The sequence below is a fragment of the Pantoea sp. Cy-639 genome (assembly GCF_011752525.1).
In the GTDB taxonomy this organism is placed as follows: domain Bacteria; phylum Pseudomonadota; class Gammaproteobacteria; order Pseudomonadales; family Pseudomonadaceae; genus Aquipseudomonas.
Genome location: NZ_VWXI01000022.1, coordinates 41534 through 57581 on the forward strand (window position 1 = coordinate 41534; position 16048 = coordinate 57581).

Consider the following 16048-nt stretch of genomic DNA (forward strand, 5'->3'; position numbering starts at 1 on the left):
GGTTAGCTGCCGAAATAGCGCAACCAGTATGCCTCGCGGCAGGCGTTGTTGAAGCTCACTCGGCAAGGGGTGACTACCTTGCCGTGGGGCTGACGCAGCACCTCGTAGCTGATCCAGCATTCCGCGCAGACCGCATCGTCTGGAAAGTCGTCCTGCTCCGCCAGCCGCTTGACCAAGGCGCCATCATCGAAGGCATAGATCTTTTCCTCGGCGGTAACCCGGCAGCCCTGGTCGAACCAGGTCTGTTCATTCGCCGCTTCGACCCGGGCAGTCCGTAGCGAGGCATGCCCCAGGATGGCACTGACGTAGTGGGCAAGGTGATCTGGCTGGGTCATGTGCGATATCCATAAATGATTCGATGCCCTTGCCAGGCTCCGCGCCCATGACGGCCAGTTCCAGGCTCGGCTCAGTTCACGCACGACGCCCCGTCCTTGCATACTTCAGGGCAAGAGCGCCATGCGCTCCGGGCCGGCCTGAGGCCGCTCCGGATCAGTAGCGATGATACTCCTGGCCACCCCGGTAGCCATCGTAGTAATGCCGGTGATGATGCCCTTCACGCCAGTAAGGCCAGCAGCCACTGAGCAACAACACGCCAGACAGTATGACGACCCAAGCAGTAGTGCGTTTCATGTGATGGTCTCCAGCCCGGAGAAACCGGGCCTTGCCAAATTTTGACCGCACCCAGGCAGGAGGTTCAGGTCCTAGCTAGAGTTTCATCATCGCGCCACGTCATGCGTAGGCGGTCAGTCCAGGCACTCCCGCGCGGCCATGCGCAGCTTGTCGCTGGACAGGAAGCTACCCTTGTAGAAGGTCGCCCGACTGCCGTCCTGGGACTTGACGACCTCCAGCACGTTGTCCGAGGCCACTGCGCTGGGTGCAGTCAGCCGGTAGCCATTGGAGATCGACTTCTGCGTGGCCTGCGGCGCCAGAGCCTGCCACTTGGGCAGGACACAAGCAGCATAATCGGCGGGCGCCTTGCGGGTGAGCTTGCTGGCGGTCGGCGAGCCTGGGGAAGCACAACCGGCCAGGCCGACCATCAGTAGGGAAAACGCCATGATGCGAAAGTTAAGCATTTGCAATTTACCAGGGTGAACATGCTGCATTTTACTGACTGCAGCGCAGCAAACAACATGGACGAAAGTGGTGATCATGGTTCTTGCCAGAAGCAGGCTGATCAAGCCGGAGCATGGCTGTTGATTTCGACAAGGTTGCCGCTGGGGTCCTCGACCACCAGCTTGCCACGGCCCGTTTCGGTCGAGCCCGGGGGCACCTGGAGCAGGATTTCATGGCCGTGGGCGATCAGGACATCGCGAATGCTCATCCACTCATCAGCAGGTACGACCTGGCCAAAGTGCATCTGCTTGCGCCCCTGCTCGCCCAAGGGGGTGTCCGGCTTGTCATGAAAGGTGACCTGGGCACCGAAGACGAACAGGTTCGCCGCCTGATCACCGAGCATGACCACCCGCGCGCCGAAACAGTCGACGTAGAACCGCAGGCATTCGTGAAACCGATTGACGGGTAGCGAAAGATGAAACATGCGCCAGACCTCCTTGAGTGAAGTCGCCCCAGCAAAACAGTTTGTTTTTCGTGATGCAATATCTAGAAACATTCCTGGACAGGGGTTTGGTGAACCAGAGGGTATAGATACTGTCCGATTGCCATCGGTAACGGACAAGACCGCCCGACGCGCCTCCAGGGGCATGCAGAATCACCTCCGCGGCGACCTCGACACCCCGTTTTACCGGCGCTGGCAGCCTTCCCCAAGGATGCCGCCCCTACTTTTCAAGGCTGAAAGAGCGAACCATGAAACAGAACATTCTCCTAGTTGCCGTCTGCGCGGCCCTGCTCCAGGCATGCGCCCCGACGTCCACCTCCCATGAAGGATCGCCTTCCATGCCTGTCACCGCCACCTCTGCCGTCGTCCAATCCAAGCTGCCGGCCTACTACTGGCAGCTGGAATCGGCCACTGATGCAGCGGGCAAGCCAATCGCCGCCATGACCACTGGCATCGAGCGCAAGCTGCGCCTGAGCTTCGCCGAGCAGAGCCTGAACATCAGCGGCGGCTGCAATCGCCAGTTCGGCGGCTACAGCTACCAGAACGGCGTGCTGAAGGTACAGCCACTGGCCTCGACCCTGATGGCCTGCGATAAAAGCCTGATGGACCTGGATGCCCAGGTCGGCCATCTGATCAAGGGTGACCTGCGTGCGACTGCCAGCGATGATGCCCAGGCCCCCGTGCTGCAACTGACCACCCAGGACGGTTCGGTGCTCAAGTTCCAGGGCGAAGCTACCCCGGAAACCCTCTACGGCAGCAAGGGCGAGATCAAGTTTCTGGAAGTGGCCGCCAAGACTGCCAAGTGCAGCCACCCGCTGATCCCAGGCTACCAGTGCCTGCAAGTGCGCGAACGTCGCTATGACGACGCCGGTCTGCAACTGCCTACCCAGGACACCTGGCACCCGCTGTACCAGTCCATCCAGGGCTACGAGCACCAGGATGGCGTGCGCACCGTGTTGCGGGTCAAGCAGTACGAATGGAAGAACCCGCCGGCAGACGCTTCGTCCGAGGTCTATGTGCTGGACCTCGTGGTCGAGCAGGACGCTTCGGGCAAGCGCAAGTAAAGACGCCCAAGGACAGGCCGGCAGCTGCGGCCTGTCCTTTTTCAGGCTCAGGGGGATGGTTGGAGAGCCACTTCACTCCCCCACACTCGCCCCAGCGCATGTCCCCGTCAGATGATTATCACTGACGAAAACTGCAGCGCTTACGCGGCCGCCCTCTCGTGCTCACTCTCGTGGACATAGATCCACGAAACGCCAGAGGGGGATTTCGGATCCAGGCGCATCAGCGCCGAGTCGACTTTCTTCTTGGGAATACCGTCCTTGACGAGGTCGAACACCGTCAGGAAGAAACCGCCTGGCAGCGCTTCGATCGAAAGATCGATGATGTGCGACTCCGGGCTCCCCTCACGCTCGCCATAAAGGCTCCAGAGTCGCGCCCAATAGTCGGCCCGCCCCATGATCTGGCCGTTGGTGAGCACTACCCGGAAGTCATCGTCGAGCGCATCGTACAAGGGCTTGATGGCACTTTCCGATTGACTGCACTTACCGCGGGACCACGGGAAGAAGAGGTTGTACCAACGGTATACCTCGGCCTCCACGAGTGCTGTCTGATCTGCTGCTTCGCGTACTTGATCGATTGCCATGTGTGTTCTCCTTAACACGGAAGAGGTGGCGGGCTACCCACCGCCAAGGCGGTGCACCACGCCTTGATTCAGGTCCATCCTGAAATCGATGCCCAGGGAGCGACGCTTGCCGTCCCACGGCCAGACAACAACCGTAGTCCATTTCCACAGGTTTGCATCGGAATATTGACCGGTGGGAACGACTTGCATGCGCGCCTGCCCTCGCTTAGTGTCCCAGGACACCGCCAGGAAACCTGTTCATGATCCGCCCCTACACCCCTTCTGATAGTGATGCCGTTCTGCAAATCTGGCTGGAAGCATCTATCCGCGCTCACCACTTCATCCCGAAAGACTTCTGGCTAAGCCAGGTCGAAGCCATGCGGACTCAATACATCCCGGCCGCCACTACGTTTGTCCATGAGCACGATGGTGAAGTTCAGGGTTTCGTCTCGCTTCATGGGCATAGCCTGGCTGCGTTGTTCATCAGCCCCGCCGCCCAGGGACAAGGGCTGGGTACACGACTGGTCGATTACGTGAAAACGGGTCGAGACAGCCTGGAACTCAGCGTGTACCGCGCGAATGAACGAGCCATCGCCTTCTATCTGCGCCATGGCTTCTCGATCATTGCCGAGGGGGTCGATGAACATACCGGGGCCATGGAACTGAGCATGCGCTGGCAGGCTGGCGTTTCACCCAGCTGATCCAGGCAAACCGCGCGATGGTCAGTCAACCCTGGGGTTTTCTTCGGGCACCAAGCAGCGCGAACCCGATCCCCCCAAGCACAATCAGCGATGCGAGCAGCAGACGAGCCGACAGAGGCTCGTCGAGCAGGATCACGCCAGCGACCGAAGCGATGACCGGCACGCTCAGTTGCAGCGTTGCCGCCGTTTGCGCGCTCATCCGGGCGATCACCGCATACCACAAGGCATATCCGGCCCCTGACGCGAGCGCTCCCGAGGCCACGGCATAAAGGGCCCCTGCGGGGGTCATGAACACCTGACCCTGCGCAAAGGTTACTGCGCCAGCCAGGCCTACCAGCGGCAAGCTGCGCAAGAAGTTTCCCGCGGAATCACTGACCGGATTGGTTGAGGCTTTGCCAAGCATCGAATAGATCCCCCAGGCAGCCCCTGCGATGACCATCGCCAGTGCACTGAGCAGCGGTGGAGCGCTGCCTCCAGGAGAAAGCAGTACGATCAGGCCTGCAAAGGCGATGAGCATGCCTGTCGCCACCTTGGGCCGCAGCTTTTCGCCATTGGCCCAGGCCAGTACGAACATGGTGATCTGTACTGCCCCAAACAGGATGAGCGCGCCCACGCCGGCATCCAGGTGTGTATAGGCAAGCGAAAACAGGTAGGCATAGACGAACAGGTACAGACCTCCTCGCCAACTTCCGCCGAGCGTTCCTGTGCCCTGGCCCTTCATGAGCACGAGCAAGAAGATCGCACCGCTCAGTAGACGAATTGCAGTGAAGGACTCGGGGTCGATATCACCACTTCTCAACGCCAATCGACAGAAGATTGAATTGGCGGCAAAGGCGATAAGGCTGAGCAACGTGGCGCCCGCCCACAACAGCTCATGTGAAGCGCCTTGATCCGACAGCTCCCTTGATCCAGCCATCTTGACCTCATTCGAAGAATTGAATCGCTCTTGCCTGGACACCTCTGCGCACTCAAGCTCGCCGACGGCTCGAACAGGCACCGGCGCCGAGCAGCATGAGGCCAGGTACCAGCAGGCCCACGGCGGTGTACCCGAATGCCACCTGGCCAAAAGCGCCAACGGCGGCGAACATCACGCCGACAGCGACCACTGCAGTGCCTGCGAAATAGAACGGCTTGGCTGTCTTGCCCATATCGATCCTCCTGACTGGGTTCTTCTTCTCGTACAGGGTTCTGCCGAAATACGCAGACGAGGATGACCTATTGCGCTATCGCCGTGAAGGGCTGTGATGGTCGCGTAGCCAAGCAGCAGGTATTACCGCGTCGAACCGCCATCTTCGGTGATTGCTGCAACGTGAGTAATGGCCAATCAGACAGCCTGCCTGGCGCAAGAGGCTTGATCATCATCTCGATATTCTCGACATCCGTCACCGAGCCTGAGCGGACATCTGCGGGAGGGAGGATCGAAGCATTCCCGTGAGGTTTGCGCGCGAACGCTTTAGCGCCTGACTCGATACCGCGTCGTACCAACAAGGCGGTCGCGCCCGACCGGCACAGGCATTACTGGCCCGAAACAAATGTGGGAGCGAGCGCAGCTCGCGATGCGCCGCGCGGGCGGCGCTCGATCTCATAGGCGCTGAAAATTTCCCGGCGATCACATCCGAACACCGCACTCCCCCCAAAGCATGGATCGTCCGCTATGGGTCGGCAGTTGCCTCACACCAGCTGCCGTCGGCCAGAGTCACTACTCCCAGCGTGACAAGTAGGCGATGACGGCTTCGATCGATTCGGAGCAGATCGCCTCGCTGATGTGCCCCTGCTCCAGGTAGCCATAGCGCATGCAGGCAAAAGCAATTTCGACCGACAGGGTGGCTGTATCCGGCTGTTGCGGAAGCTTCTCGAAAGCCCCCTCTGCCTGGAGGAACTCGCGCAGTAGCGACCCGATCATCGAGTCCTTCTCCTGGTGTGCCTGACGATCGGCGGAGGTGAAGTTGCCGCGCATCAGAAGCGCAGCCGCTGCCGGGTGGGCGTTGTAGTAGTCCACTACGCCGCGAACGACCCGGCCAATCGCGGCTCTCCAGTCTTCCTTCACCTGCGGCTGCATCGAGACGATCAACTGCCCTATACGCTCCATCTGCAACTGCGCCAGATGGGCGAAGAGCACGTACTTGTCAGGGAAGAACTGGTAGATGCTCGCCCGAGGCACTCCTGACAGCTTGGATATCTCCGGTATGGACGCAGCATCAGGGCCGACTTCGCTCAGCAACTGCTCCGCCGCTTCCAGCACCTTCGTGATGCGCGTCTGCGAGCGCTCCTGCTGTGGCAGGCGGCCCACCCGCTTGCCCTTGGACGGTGCTGAAGACGCTTGCATATCGACAAAATCAGACATATGTTATGTTTTCAATCGTGACAAATGTCATCTTTATAGATTTCCCTACCGATCCTGTCCAGTGCGAGTACCTCGATGAGCTACGCAGAACAGCCCCAGTGGCAAGTGATCCAGGCTTTCCTCCCCCCTGCCTACCGCATCGATGCCAGCAGTGCGCCGAAGGAAGAGTACTGGCCCTGGCGCGGACACCAAGTGCATCTGGATCGCTATACCCATGCCGCGGCGCCGGCCAAGGTGATCCTCTTCCACGGCGTCGGCACCAACGGGCGACAGATGTCCACTATCGCCGGCCGGCCTCTGGCCCGCCTGGGACTGGAGACCGTGGCCATCGACATGCCCACCTACGGCGAAACGAAGGTCGCTGCTGGCGCGAAGGTCCGCTACGACACCTGGGTGGAGCTGGCCAGCGACTTCATCGAGCACGAACGCACCCGAGATCGCCGGCCGATATTCCTCTACGGGCTCAGCGCTGGGGGAATGCTCACCTACCACGCGGCTGCGTTGAACGGCCACGTCGCCGGCATCGTTGGCATGACCTTCCTCGATCAGCGAATGGCACGCGTCAGGGAACAAACTGCGCTGTTCCCGCTGATGGGGCGTCTGGGCATTCCCATGATCCACGCGGCAGCGCGCACGCCCCTGGCTGGCCTGAAGCTGCCCATGTGGCTGGCCAGCAAGATGCACGCTCTGGTCAACGACAAAGCCGCGCTCAAGGCCTGCCTGGAGGACCGCACCTCGGCTGGCAACTGGGCCAGCCTGCGCTTCCTGAGCTCCTACCTCAGCTACGTACCAGCCATAGAACCGGAAACCTTCAAGGTCTGCCCTGTTCTGCTGACCCAGCCGGCGGCGGATCGCTGGACACCGCTTGCCCTTAGCCAGCCGTTCCTGCAACGCCTGCGCCATGTCGAGGTGACCACGTCCCTGCTCGACAACGCAGGTCACTACCCATTGGAGGAGCCCGGCCTGGAACAGATGAATGCGGCGATCCTGAGGTTCGTCGAGCGGACGCTGGCCACGGGTGCCCCTGGATGAGAAGTGCATGCTCGCGCTTGCACTTTTAGCAAAGCCTTGTATCAGCACCCTCAACACCGGGTGATTGCGAATACAAGGGGCATTCGCCCCTTGCACTCTATCTGGGCTCAACTGTTCTTTTGGTGGGAAAGTGCTTTTTCTGCCTGATCGGCGCATTTCTTGAAGTCGCCGTCGGCGTGCGCCTGCTTGGCCTGCTCGTGCTCATGGTGTCCGCTGCTGGTGAAGTCGGACTCCGTGGCCGATTTCAGCTTGTCCAGTGCAGCCTCGCACTCATGGTGGTCATCTTTGGCAAAGGTGAAACCAGGCAACAGCATGGCGCAGAATGCCAGCACGATGATCTTCTTCATGCAAAGTCCCTCTTGTCGAAGGCCCGCCTGGCGGGCCGATGATCTTTCAAAGGTGCTTCTTGGCCTCTTTGCCAAGGTGCTTGGCGCCTTTATCGATTTCCTTGTCATCATGTTTGATGCCTTTGTCGACTTCCTTGGCATCGTGCTTGGCACCTTTGTCTATGTCCTTGGCATCGTGGTCAACGCCATCGTCCACCTCGCGCACGTCATGGCGTACACCGTCAGCAATCTCCCCCTCGGCATGCACCATCTGCAGAGTCAACAGCGCCGAGAGCGTGATGGCAGAGGCTGCAATCATTTTCTTCATGAACAATCTCCCTGATGTCCAAAACGAATGTCTAAATTACTGCGCAGAAAACGTTAGCTGAATCCCATGGAGATGCTACCCCATTATGCTTCTGGTCTAGAACATGAGTGGAAGTTGGGTAGCACTCGTTGACCACTACAAATCAGGCTGGATCGGGTAGCACATACTCAAATGTGTATGAGTGCTGCCCATCGACAATCGTGATGACCATGCTCCCAGCCAGCCCAGAGAGTGCGTCAGTACCGGAGTCAGGTACAACAGTTATAGACTGGACGGGTGCCCCACGATTCATCGTCGAACTATGTTGAAGTACGAAGCTTCCGCGGCGGCCGTGCAAGGTTCCTTGCACAGTTTCCATCGCAACGTAGCCAGCAGACCCTTGCACGCTACTGCGATACGACAACATCTCTCCCAGGCTTGTGGCCTCCAGATCGCCCTGAAATTTCTTATCCAAAGACAATCGACCGAGGCCTGACTGCTTGGCTACACCGCTCAAAGCTTCCGGATTGAGGGCGACGTCGAACGAGCCTGTGGCAGTGTGATGCATTTTCAAATTCCTTTTGCCCCGGCCCATGCCGGTCATCCGTAATACCCCATCCCTCCCAGATTGTCACCATCAGCACGGAGGGAGGCGCCTGCATGGAGAAAACCATGAACGATCTAGAACGCTCTGCCCTGGCCATGGTGCGAATCGATCTGATCACGCCCCCAGACTCGCGGGATCATCACCGAACCGAGTGCGCCCCGGCGAACATTAAAGGAAATTTGAGTTGCCCCCAGACACTTGGACATGTCCGGGGGAGAACAAAAATCATCAGTTAAACGTAATGATAATAGGCGAAGGCTCACCAGAGACACCGGGGCTGCCAGATGTCGAACAGTCTCTATTATTGCAAGTAATGGTCGCAGACAAGCCAGAGGAAGTACTAACTTTAGTATACCAAGTACCATTGAGCTTATAATGCTTGAAAGTCAAGTTTGCAATCGTGGGGTTTTCATCATCTACAGCCCAGTTTATTTCCTTTGACCCATTCGTGCATGCACCAGAAACGTTATTCGAGTCAGTCATAGGCAAATCAATACCTCCCCGAGGCGGAACGGTATTGGTGCTACCATCCTTCGGACTGTGCATGCACTGGCTATTTAGTTGTTTAACATATTTAGCCTTAGCACTCGTATTCTCGAAGTGCACCGTATAATCTTGCGAGGCTAAAGCGTGTGAAGAGGCGACCATAAACAGTGAAGCAAGCACAGCACTCGAGAATATCTTTTTCATAACAACTCCATGTTTTGAATTTTCCATTACTGAGGAGAGCCTCATGCGCGCCGTGACGATTGAGTACGCAAAATCACTATAGACAGTAGGATTTCTCTGTTCAAGCCAGCACAGGCCGTCTCTATCTGTACGATGCAAAACCACCTGAAGATGCCATAGGCTGCCGCCTCATACATCAATACTGCTGGTACTGAATAGACGATGAGCAAATTACCAGGATGTGTAGCGCTTTCCGGACTGGAGTGTCGGCCTGTTGAGCCCTCAGCTGGTGGAAGAGGCCACGCGCCTGCTGGAGCACTTCGGCGCCGAGACGCGCATCTTCAATCCTTCGGGCCTGCCGCTACCTGACGATATGCCGGTAGAGCACCCCAAGGTGCAGGAGCTGCGCGATCTGGTGCAGTGGTCGGAAGGCCAGGTGTGGTGCTCGCCGGAGCGCCACGGAGCAATGTCTGCCGTGTTCAAGGCGCAGATCGACTGGATTCCCCTGGCGCTCGGCGCCGTGCACCCCACCCAGGGCAAGACGCTGGCGGTGATGTCTGGCGGTCGAATGGTAACCGTCCGGCCAAACCAGCTACCTGATCCCTGCATTAAGGGCAATGGTGTCCACCTATTTAAGTGGACACCATTTTTAGCTCCTGCAAGCGGGATCGCCATGCACCAACGAAACGCCTATCCAAAGCCGTTCAAATCCCAGATCGTCCAGGAAGGCCTGCAATCATTCAGCGCCGCCATACCTGCCCCTGCGTGCTAACCACCCAGGGCATCTTGCCGGCAGCTAAATGTACTCCACCCACCCAACGCTCCGGCGGCTGTTGGTCGAGCCAATGCGCCTGTCCGGTCAGAACCCTGTCACCCAGCTCCGTCAACTGAAGGAGTCGTTGCGGCCAGGTGTTTCCCAGCCCTTCGCGCAATAGCGGCTGAGGAGCATCGATCAATGGCCGCAGCAATGCATGGAACATCAAGTCGCCCAAGTACGGTAGCGGCTCATCGTGCTGCATCAATTGGGCGAACACCCGACCTGCGGGCAGCTCGCCATGCTCTCCCAGGATGCGCAGCACCAGACGCTCGGTCAGACTCAGGCCGTCGTCTACGCCCGGAAGCTCCTGCAGTTGCCGTGCTAGGGCGGGGGCCAGCAGCGGCAAGGCCGGATGCTGCTGGCCCGCCAATTGCGCCCATTCGCACGGATCCGGCGCGGTATACGCGGTCCACGTCTGGCGCGCCAGCGCCAGCGCGTCGTCCCCCAGTGGGCGGCGTTGTGGCCAGAGCCAGGCGAGCAGGTCTGGCGCCAGCTGACCGATACCAATAAACCGTTCAACCCCCGGCACCTGGGCAATTTCGATCAGTTCGAGTCGGCGCGGTCGGCTGGAGAGACTTGCCAGCAGCCGGACCAGGAACAACTGGTCATAGGCGTCGGCTTCGCACCAGAGCACCACTTCGCTATCGGCATGAAGTTGCGCCAATGCCGACCGCTGTGTGGCCTGGCGCTGTGCGATATCACTGGCGGCAAGGCCGAACGCCTGTTGCACATAGGCGCTGCGTACCTGCCAGTACTCAGGTTCCGATAATGTGGGGACTGGCCCCATCACCATCGGGTCGTCGAACATGTGAAACGCGCCTTGGAAGCCAGCAGTGCGCAAGCTGTGCTCGATATCGTTGCCGCAGCGCCAGTGCTGTACTGCGGTCTCGCCATCGGCAACGAAACCCGGGTGACGCGCAGCGAAGGCCACCGCATCGGCGTGGGCCTTGAGCTTGGGCCAGCTGGCGAAGCCGGCCTCGCGGGCCACCAGCCACTGGGTGTCAGCAAGACAGTAAGAGGGGCCAGGCAGGCCGAGCGCACAAAGCTGTGCGCGAGCTTCGCTGGCCTGGTTATCTTTCAACGCCGTCAACATGCGCTTGGCGCGCTTACGCAAGGTGGGTAGATCGAGGCGGCCGTGATGGCGGGAAGTATTAATGGCGGGCATGCCAACTCCTTGTCTGGCTCGGTCCGCCCGCAAGCCGGGAGTTGGGAAAAGAAAGTGAGTAAAGCGAGCCTGGGTTGCCCCTTCGCGCGGACCGCGGGCGCAGCGAACGCCCAGGCCAGACTCTAGCGTTAAGCGCTGAGTGAGGCAACACTTGGCTGGACGCTTACGTCGAATGGATCGCGGCCGGCATGTCCAGCGAGTACGCGGAACAGATTGTGCCAACCTTGGAGAACCTGCAGAGGCCTTCGACTGGTACCGGGTCGGCACCGCTGTCGGCAACGTGCGCAACCAGGGCGCAGGCCTCATAGATCCGGTTCAGTGACGGTTAAGCGATTGGCCTCCCAACGCTTCAAGCTGGTAGTCCGTCACTGACTGGAACAGGAACTCAGCATGCTGCCGCAGTTGCTCGACTTCTTCAGCGGGCACACCGGCTTCCTGCGCTTCCTGATACCGCTTGAATGCTGCGACAGCGTCTGTATACATGGGGTGATCAGGCATGAGTGGTGCTGGTCGTTTCATGCGCTTGGCCTGCTTATTGGATCGTCGACGGAGGTCTACCAGCTGCTAGGAGCTGGTAGTCAATCACGGCCTGGTAAAGCGAATCGGCCAGCAGCTTCAGCCGCCTCACCTCTTCAACCGGCGCGCCAGCATCCGCAGCGTCCTGATACGCGCGTCTTGCCTCAAGGGCCTCGCGTATCAGCGGCTCGCCAGCCTGCGCTAGCCCTTCGATGCTTCGCTTCACGACATTATCCTGCCGGTTTGACCAAGGCATTATAGGACGCCTCGCACGCAAGCCCAGCTATTCTGGCACGGTCATACGCTGACGCCAGCTCTCCCGCTCGAGCATCAGCCCGTGAGAGCAAGTCGGAGAGCACCATGGCGGCGCGGGTGTTCCAGCGCGGGAATTGCTCAGCGGCCGCGGCATAGTTGCCAGCATTGAGCAGTCGGGGTAATCGTCGTATCGAGAGTGATAGCACCGGCCGCGTCTCGCGTCCGGATCCCATATTGGGCGGCCATCAGGACATCCTCCCTACTGCAGTGCGCTCAATGAAGTTGAGGTCATAAACGTAGAGGCCATTGTTATTCAGGAGGGTCGAACCTTCCGCAGATTGACCACGGATCGCGACAGCCCCCGTGACCATGTTCAGCTCAATCAAGGGGAGCCCCTGTGAGTTGACAGCCTGCGAGCGCAGCGTCATGCCAAGGATTAACTCTTGGATGAACGCCTTGTTGATGAAGGCGGCGTTGATAAACGCCTGGCCGTCCTGGAAGACGAACAAGTTGCTTTCTGGCCCATCGATGCCATTGATGATCGCAACCCGCTGCGCAGAGAGAAGGATCTCACCAACCTCTCCGTTACTGCCCTGAACAATGCCAGTTGCCACCCGTTTACCGTTGACGTTGGTCTCCGTCTTCCATGAGGAGATCGCGGAGACTCTGCCATTGGTGTCGACGATGGCTTGGTCATTGCGCTGGATCGCAGCAGAGGCAGCGGCCTGCTGTGCTTGAACCTGGCTGAACTGCTGTGCCGTAGCGGTGCTCAGGTCTACTACCGATTTGCTGACCTGCTGCACTAACGCATTCGTCTCCCCCTGGCGCACTTCAACTTGATCGGTCCGCTGCGCCTGAGCTACATCCCCCTCGATCAGTGCAGACTGAACCGACCAGACACCTACATAGGTCTGCTCGGAACCCGCGAACCCTTCTTCACTACCGGCAAGTGCTGGATTGACCTGGGCGAACCCGAATCACTTGGTGGCGGCCGGCTGGATCGCCATCCCTACCGACACAACGCTTGACGAGGCAGAGGCCGCCAAGATCTTTGCCGCTGTCGGCGCCTGGAATCAGCAGAAAGCAGCATGAAACGCATCACCGCGCGCGTCCGGCACGGCCGGCGCCAACAGCACATCAATCTGCCGCCCAGCGGCTTGGGAGGTATCGGCCATGGCGAAGACGCCAGCCCAGCGCAAGAAGGAACAGCGGGAGCGGGACAAGCTCTCGGCAGAGGAGCGCGAAGCCCGGTTGTTGTCACGCCGGATTGTCACGGACCTCTACCACAACACCGACGCCGCGCTTAAACGATCAATGACCCGCGCCAAGATCGACGAAGAGCAAGACCTTATTTCCCGCCTGATTCACGGTTCCGACCGACTCACCGACGAGCAGCTTGAAGCGCTTATCAAGCATTCGTGACGTTCGGTCGTGACCAACCTATTGCCACCATGCCGCATCCTGCCACGGAGGGCGGCGCATGCATGCGAGATATGACTAAACTCCCTTCTTGGTCCGCTCCCATTCTATTTTTATTATTTTCTGAGCACAAAACACAATCGCGTCGCACAACCCAGACATTTCTCTCTCTCCTTTAGATGCGCGCTCATAAGCATCATCCATAGCTTTTAAAAGATCATCCGTCTCTGCCTCGCCGGAGTTCAGTAACATCTGTATCTTAGCGCGCAACGCCCGAGTCTCATTAACTGAAACCACTGACAACTCAACCCAATCAGGGTTTTCGCGCTCAAACGAAATCCACGCTCCAGTTTGCCCTATATCTATTCCATTACATTCAAACCATCCACCTCTTTTTATTATAAGATCACTAACACTACACACAGCCGCCACATATCTTGAACAGCAGTCGCGAACCTCATTAATCCAAGCCTGACGGCTAGAGCGAATGATCGCTGCAGTTGCGACATCTTCCTGACTCTTGACGGTCCGCTTGAATGTATACACCGTCACACCTGACCCCAGAACTACCGCAATCACTGTAAGTAAAAAACCCGCCAATGTTTTGTAGTCAGTACCGGCATCAATAACTGCATTGATCTCGGGAATTCTATTAAGAGTCAGCATCACATTTTCAATAGCCACACAAGTCCCTTAGCTTAAGTATTCAGTCGGACACAAATAACCTAAGTCAGCCAATCACGCCAGCCCGGCGAGGGGGGCGCCTGCACGCAAGGACCACAACATGACCCAGCAGCACCGCATCCTGGTGGGCGACTGCATCGAGATGATGCGGGCGCTTCCGGATCAGTCAGTGCATACCTGCATCACCAGCCCACCCTACTTCGGACTGCGCGACTATGGCGCGGATGGACAGATTGGCCTGGAATCTACACCCGCAGAATTCGTGCAGGCCCTGGTCGCCGTCTTCCGTGAAGTTCGCCGCGTGCTGCGCGACGATGGCACGCTGTGGCTCAACCTTGGCGACAGCTACGCTCGGAAGGGCGGCCTTGGTCCGCAGAGTGGTGGCGATTTTGCGAACCGGCGCCGCGGGCAGGAGGAAATCTGCAAGTCGATCCAGGAAGTACCGGATGGGCTGAAAGAGAAGGATCTGATCGGCATCCCGTGGCGAGTGGCGTTCGCTCTACAGGACGATGGCTGGTACCTGCGCCAGGACATCGTCTGGAACAAGCCTAACCCAATGCCGGAAAGTGTTCGCGATCGCTGCACCAAGGCGCATGAGTATGTTTTTTTGCTGAGCAAGTCGAAGCGGTACTACTTCGACCAGGCGGCAATCGCTGAGGACGCGGCAGAGCCGCGAGGACCTGGCAACGTCGCCCCCGTGGAGTCGCTGCCAGGTGAACGACCGACCGAAAACTCCAACATCCGGGGCTCACTGCACAAGATCGGCGCCAGACTCACTCGTAACAAGCGCAGCGTTTGGACTGTGGCCACGCACAGCTTCAAGGGCGCCCACTTCGCCACCTTCCCGCCCGACCTGATCCGGCCTTGCGTTCTGGCCGGCTCACCGCGTGGCGGCATGGTGCTCGACCCGTTCGGCGGCGCCGGCACCACCGCGCTCGTCGCCATGCAGGAAGGCCGGCAATCGGTCATCTGCGAGCTGAACCCCGAATACGCCACCATCGCCCGCCAGCGCCTGGACACAGCCTGGATCGAAGGAGCAGCGCAAATGGACTTTTTGCTGGACCGGTCGCCAGCCGCTTAATCCTCAGACTCTGGCCGCCAGCGTATTCTCCTCTCAGAGGATGCATGGCGGCCAACTGGGATAAAACAGTTAGGAAACACGTCGAATGTAGTCGGCACCGGTACGAATTTGCTCAAGCGCTTTCGCAACAGGATCAGACTTTATGTTCCCAGCCTTTTCCTTGATTTCGTCGATTTGACCTGAAAATAGACTTTTCACATCCTCTGGGATCAATTGCGACCCCATGATCTGCTCAATTTCTGACGGCCCGATGATGGGTTGTGTTAACTGATGGTCATCACCGAGGAGCGTTAACCGATCGGCGAGAAAACCGTAAAAGTCACGGCTGAACTCCAGCGTGAAGGTACGGACATCTTCGACTGGGCGCTGAATCTTGATGAATTTCCCAAATCCATCGAAACGCTCAATGTCTTTGCCTACGTAATACCTGCCGTCTACCCATGCGTCGATTATCGGATTTCCATCATGCGTAGCTGCATTGCGCGAAAGGTAAAAAAACTCGCCGTGACGTAAGGCCTTGATGTCTGTCCAAGTAATGGCGGTAGGAAGAAACACCGACCCACCATCTTTCAAGGTCTGCACCATGTTGTTGAGCGAGCCATATGCGTAGGTAAGAAGCCTGCCTTCGTTGTCGCCGGGCGGCAGCTTTTGGGCAAACCGCGCCAGCGAACTGTCACAGTGGCCTACCACCTGTTCGAGGTAATGTTGATATTCGCAAACCTTTGAGTAGAAATAGTTAGCTACCCAAGATTTTGACTTCAGTACCTTTTCTTCCACGACTCACCAACCCATCGATTCCTTTTTGAGCGCCCATGCTGACTGTAGTGGTCAACAATTCCCGGACACAGAATTGAGTTTTTCCTCAGCAACCGCCGGCGGCACGAAACCGTTGTACTGATGTGGCCGTGTCCAGTTGTACCGCTGCATGAGATATCGCCCGATGTCC

At 58.5% G+C, this 16048-nt stretch carries 24 protein-coding genes and 1 pseudogene; 6 read left to right on the top strand and 19 right to left on the bottom strand.

Going from position 1 to position 16048, the window contains the following annotated elements:
• Positions 1 to 2: 2 nt before the first annotated feature.
• The 4 genes from F3J43_RS21845 to F3J43_RS21860 all read right to left on the bottom strand — a co-directional run bounded on the left by F3J43_RS21845 (position 3) and on the right by F3J43_RS21860 (position 1537).
• On the bottom strand, positions 3 to 335 hold the full coding sequence (locus F3J43_RS21845) for a hypothetical protein (protein WP_166891973.1): 333 nt from the start codon (positions 333 to 335) through the stop codon (positions 3 to 5).
• A gap of 154 nt (positions 336 to 489) precedes the next feature.
• Entirely contained in the window at positions 490 to 630 is a 141-nt protein-coding gene (locus tag F3J43_RS21850; RefSeq protein WP_166891975.1) for a hypothetical protein, read from the bottom strand.
• Between the two features lie 113 nt (positions 631 to 743).
• Positions 744 to 1073: a hypothetical protein gene (locus F3J43_RS21855; RefSeq protein ID WP_205298025.1), complete on the bottom strand. Its 330-nt coding sequence runs from the start codon at positions 1071 to 1073 to the stop codon at positions 744 to 746.
• 101 nt (positions 1074 to 1174) lie between these two features.
• Positions 1175 to 1537 (bottom strand): VOC family protein, encoded by a 363-nt coding sequence (locus F3J43_RS21860; protein WP_166891978.1) that lies wholly within the window; start codon positions 1535 to 1537, stop codon positions 1175 to 1177.
• Between the two features lie 356 nt (positions 1538 to 1893).
• Here F3J43_RS21860 and F3J43_RS21865 point away from each other — a divergent pair, with 356 nt between their 5' ends.
• Positions 1894 to 2619 (top strand): META and DUF4377 domain-containing protein, encoded by a 726-nt coding sequence (locus F3J43_RS21865; protein ID WP_205298026.1) that lies wholly within the window; start codon positions 1894 to 1896, stop codon positions 2617 to 2619.
• Between the two features lie 140 nt (positions 2620 to 2759).
• On the opposite strand, the gene F3J43_RS21870 is transcribed toward F3J43_RS21865, so the two are convergent.
• Positions 2760 to 3200: a hypothetical protein gene (locus F3J43_RS21870; protein ID WP_166891985.1), complete on the bottom strand. Its 441-nt coding sequence runs from the start codon at positions 3198 to 3200 to the stop codon at positions 2760 to 2762.
• Positions 3201 to 3439: 239 nt separating this feature from the next.
• On the opposite strand from F3J43_RS21870, the gene F3J43_RS21875 reads away from it, so the two are divergent.
• A complete protein-coding gene (locus F3J43_RS21875; RefSeq protein ID WP_166891989.1) occupies positions 3440 to 3880 on the top strand; it encodes an N-acetyltransferase in 441 nt (146 codons plus the stop codon).
• 25 nt (positions 3881 to 3905) lie between these two features.
• On the opposite strand, the gene F3J43_RS21880 is transcribed toward F3J43_RS21875, so the two are convergent.
• From F3J43_RS21880 to F3J43_RS21890, 3 genes are all read right to left on the bottom strand, one after another.
• Positions 3906 to 4796, bottom strand: coding sequence for a DMT family transporter (locus tag F3J43_RS21880; protein ID WP_166891992.1), 891 nt, complete (start codon positions 4794 to 4796; stop codon positions 3906 to 3908).
• A gap of 52 nt (positions 4797 to 4848) precedes the next feature.
• Positions 4849 to 5028, bottom strand: a complete 180-nt coding sequence (locus F3J43_RS21885; protein ID WP_166891995.1) for a hypothetical protein — start codon at positions 5026 to 5028, stop codon at positions 4849 to 4851.
• A gap of 551 nt (positions 5029 to 5579) precedes the next feature.
• Positions 5580 to 6224, bottom strand: coding sequence for a TetR/AcrR family transcriptional regulator (locus F3J43_RS21890; protein WP_166891998.1), 645 nt, complete (start codon positions 6222 to 6224; stop codon positions 5580 to 5582).
• 75 nt (positions 6225 to 6299) lie between these two features.
• Between F3J43_RS21890 and F3J43_RS21895 the strand changes: the two genes are divergently transcribed.
• Entirely contained in the window at positions 6300 to 7256 is a 957-nt protein-coding gene (locus F3J43_RS21895; protein WP_166892001.1) for an alpha/beta hydrolase, read from the top strand.
• 107 nt (positions 7257 to 7363) lie between these two features.
• On the opposite strand, the gene F3J43_RS21900 is transcribed toward F3J43_RS21895, so the two are convergent.
• The 4 genes from F3J43_RS21900 to F3J43_RS21915 form a co-directional block, all read right to left on the bottom strand.
• Positions 7364 to 7603, bottom strand: coding sequence for a PA2433 domain-containing protein (locus F3J43_RS21900; RefSeq protein WP_166892004.1), 240 nt, complete (start codon positions 7601 to 7603; stop codon positions 7364 to 7366).
• Positions 7604 to 7649: 46 nt separating this feature from the next.
• On the bottom strand, positions 7650 to 7910 hold the full coding sequence (locus F3J43_RS21905; protein WP_205298027.1) for a hypothetical protein: 261 nt from the start codon (positions 7908 to 7910) through the stop codon (positions 7650 to 7652).
• 142 nt (positions 7911 to 8052) lie between these two features.
• The gene (locus tag F3J43_RS21910) at positions 8053 to 8457 is read right to left on the bottom strand and encodes a DUF3224 domain-containing protein (RefSeq protein WP_166892007.1); all 405 of its coding nucleotides are present in this window, start codon (positions 8455 to 8457) and stop codon (positions 8053 to 8055) included.
• Positions 8458 to 8724: 267 nt separating this feature from the next.
• The gene (locus F3J43_RS21915; protein WP_166892010.1) at positions 8725 to 9186 is read right to left on the bottom strand and encodes a hypothetical protein; all 462 of its coding nucleotides are present in this window, start codon (positions 9184 to 9186) and stop codon (positions 8725 to 8727) included.
• A gap of 265 nt (positions 9187 to 9451) precedes the next feature.
• On the opposite strand from F3J43_RS21915, the pseudogene F3J43_RS24195 reads away from it, so the two are divergent.
• Positions 9452 to 9760 (top strand): annotated as a pseudogene (locus F3J43_RS24195) (NAD(P)H-dependent oxidoreductase); the annotation flags it as partial.
• A gap of 145 nt (positions 9761 to 9905) precedes the next feature.
• On the opposite strand, the gene F3J43_RS21925 reads toward F3J43_RS24195, so the two are convergent.
• From F3J43_RS21925 to F3J43_RS21945, 5 genes are all read right to left on the bottom strand, one after another.
• Entirely contained in the window at positions 9906 to 11147 is a 1242-nt protein-coding gene (locus F3J43_RS21925) for a DUF1835 domain-containing protein (RefSeq protein WP_166892013.1), read from the bottom strand.
• Positions 11148 to 11462: 315 nt separating this feature from the next.
• Complete coding sequence (locus F3J43_RS21930) at positions 11463 to 11666, bottom strand: hypothetical protein (protein ID WP_166892016.1); 204 nt, start codon at positions 11664 to 11666, stop codon at positions 11463 to 11465.
• Between the two features lie 13 nt (positions 11667 to 11679).
• On the bottom strand, positions 11680 to 11889 hold the full coding sequence (locus tag F3J43_RS21935; RefSeq protein ID WP_166892019.1) for a hypothetical protein: 210 nt from the start codon (positions 11887 to 11889) through the stop codon (positions 11680 to 11682).
• A gap of 4 nt (positions 11890 to 11893) precedes the next feature.
• Positions 11894 to 12151 (bottom strand): DUF2514 family protein, encoded by a 258-nt coding sequence (locus F3J43_RS23880; RefSeq protein ID WP_205298029.1) that lies wholly within the window; start codon positions 12149 to 12151, stop codon positions 11894 to 11896.
• Positions 12152 to 12163: 12 nt separating this feature from the next.
• Complete coding sequence (locus F3J43_RS21945) at positions 12164 to 12721, bottom strand: phage tail tip fiber protein (protein ID WP_166892021.1); 558 nt, start codon at positions 12719 to 12721, stop codon at positions 12164 to 12166.
• A gap of 370 nt (positions 12722 to 13091) precedes the next feature.
• Here F3J43_RS21945 and F3J43_RS21950 point away from each other — a divergent pair, with 370 nt between their 5' ends.
• Entirely contained in the window at positions 13092 to 13340 is a 249-nt protein-coding gene (locus F3J43_RS21950; RefSeq protein WP_166892025.1) for a hypothetical protein, read from the top strand.
• 75 nt (positions 13341 to 13415) lie between these two features.
• Here the strand turns inward: F3J43_RS21950 and F3J43_RS21955 are convergent, their stop codons facing one another.
• Positions 13416 to 14021, bottom strand: a complete 606-nt coding sequence (locus tag F3J43_RS21955) for a hypothetical protein (RefSeq protein ID WP_166892029.1) — start codon at positions 14019 to 14021, stop codon at positions 13416 to 13418.
• Positions 14022 to 14121: 100 nt separating this feature from the next.
• Here F3J43_RS21955 and F3J43_RS21960 point away from each other — a divergent pair, with 100 nt between their 5' ends.
• Positions 14122 to 15102, top strand: a complete 981-nt coding sequence (locus F3J43_RS21960; RefSeq protein WP_166892032.1) for a DNA-methyltransferase — start codon at positions 14122 to 14124, stop codon at positions 15100 to 15102.
• Positions 15103 to 15171: 69 nt separating this feature from the next.
• Here the strand turns inward: F3J43_RS21960 and F3J43_RS21965 are convergent, their stop codons facing one another.
• Positions 15172 to 15879: a hypothetical protein gene (locus F3J43_RS21965; protein WP_166892035.1), complete on the bottom strand. Its 708-nt coding sequence runs from the start codon at positions 15877 to 15879 to the stop codon at positions 15172 to 15174.
• Between the last annotated feature and the right edge of the window lie 169 nt (positions 15880 to 16048).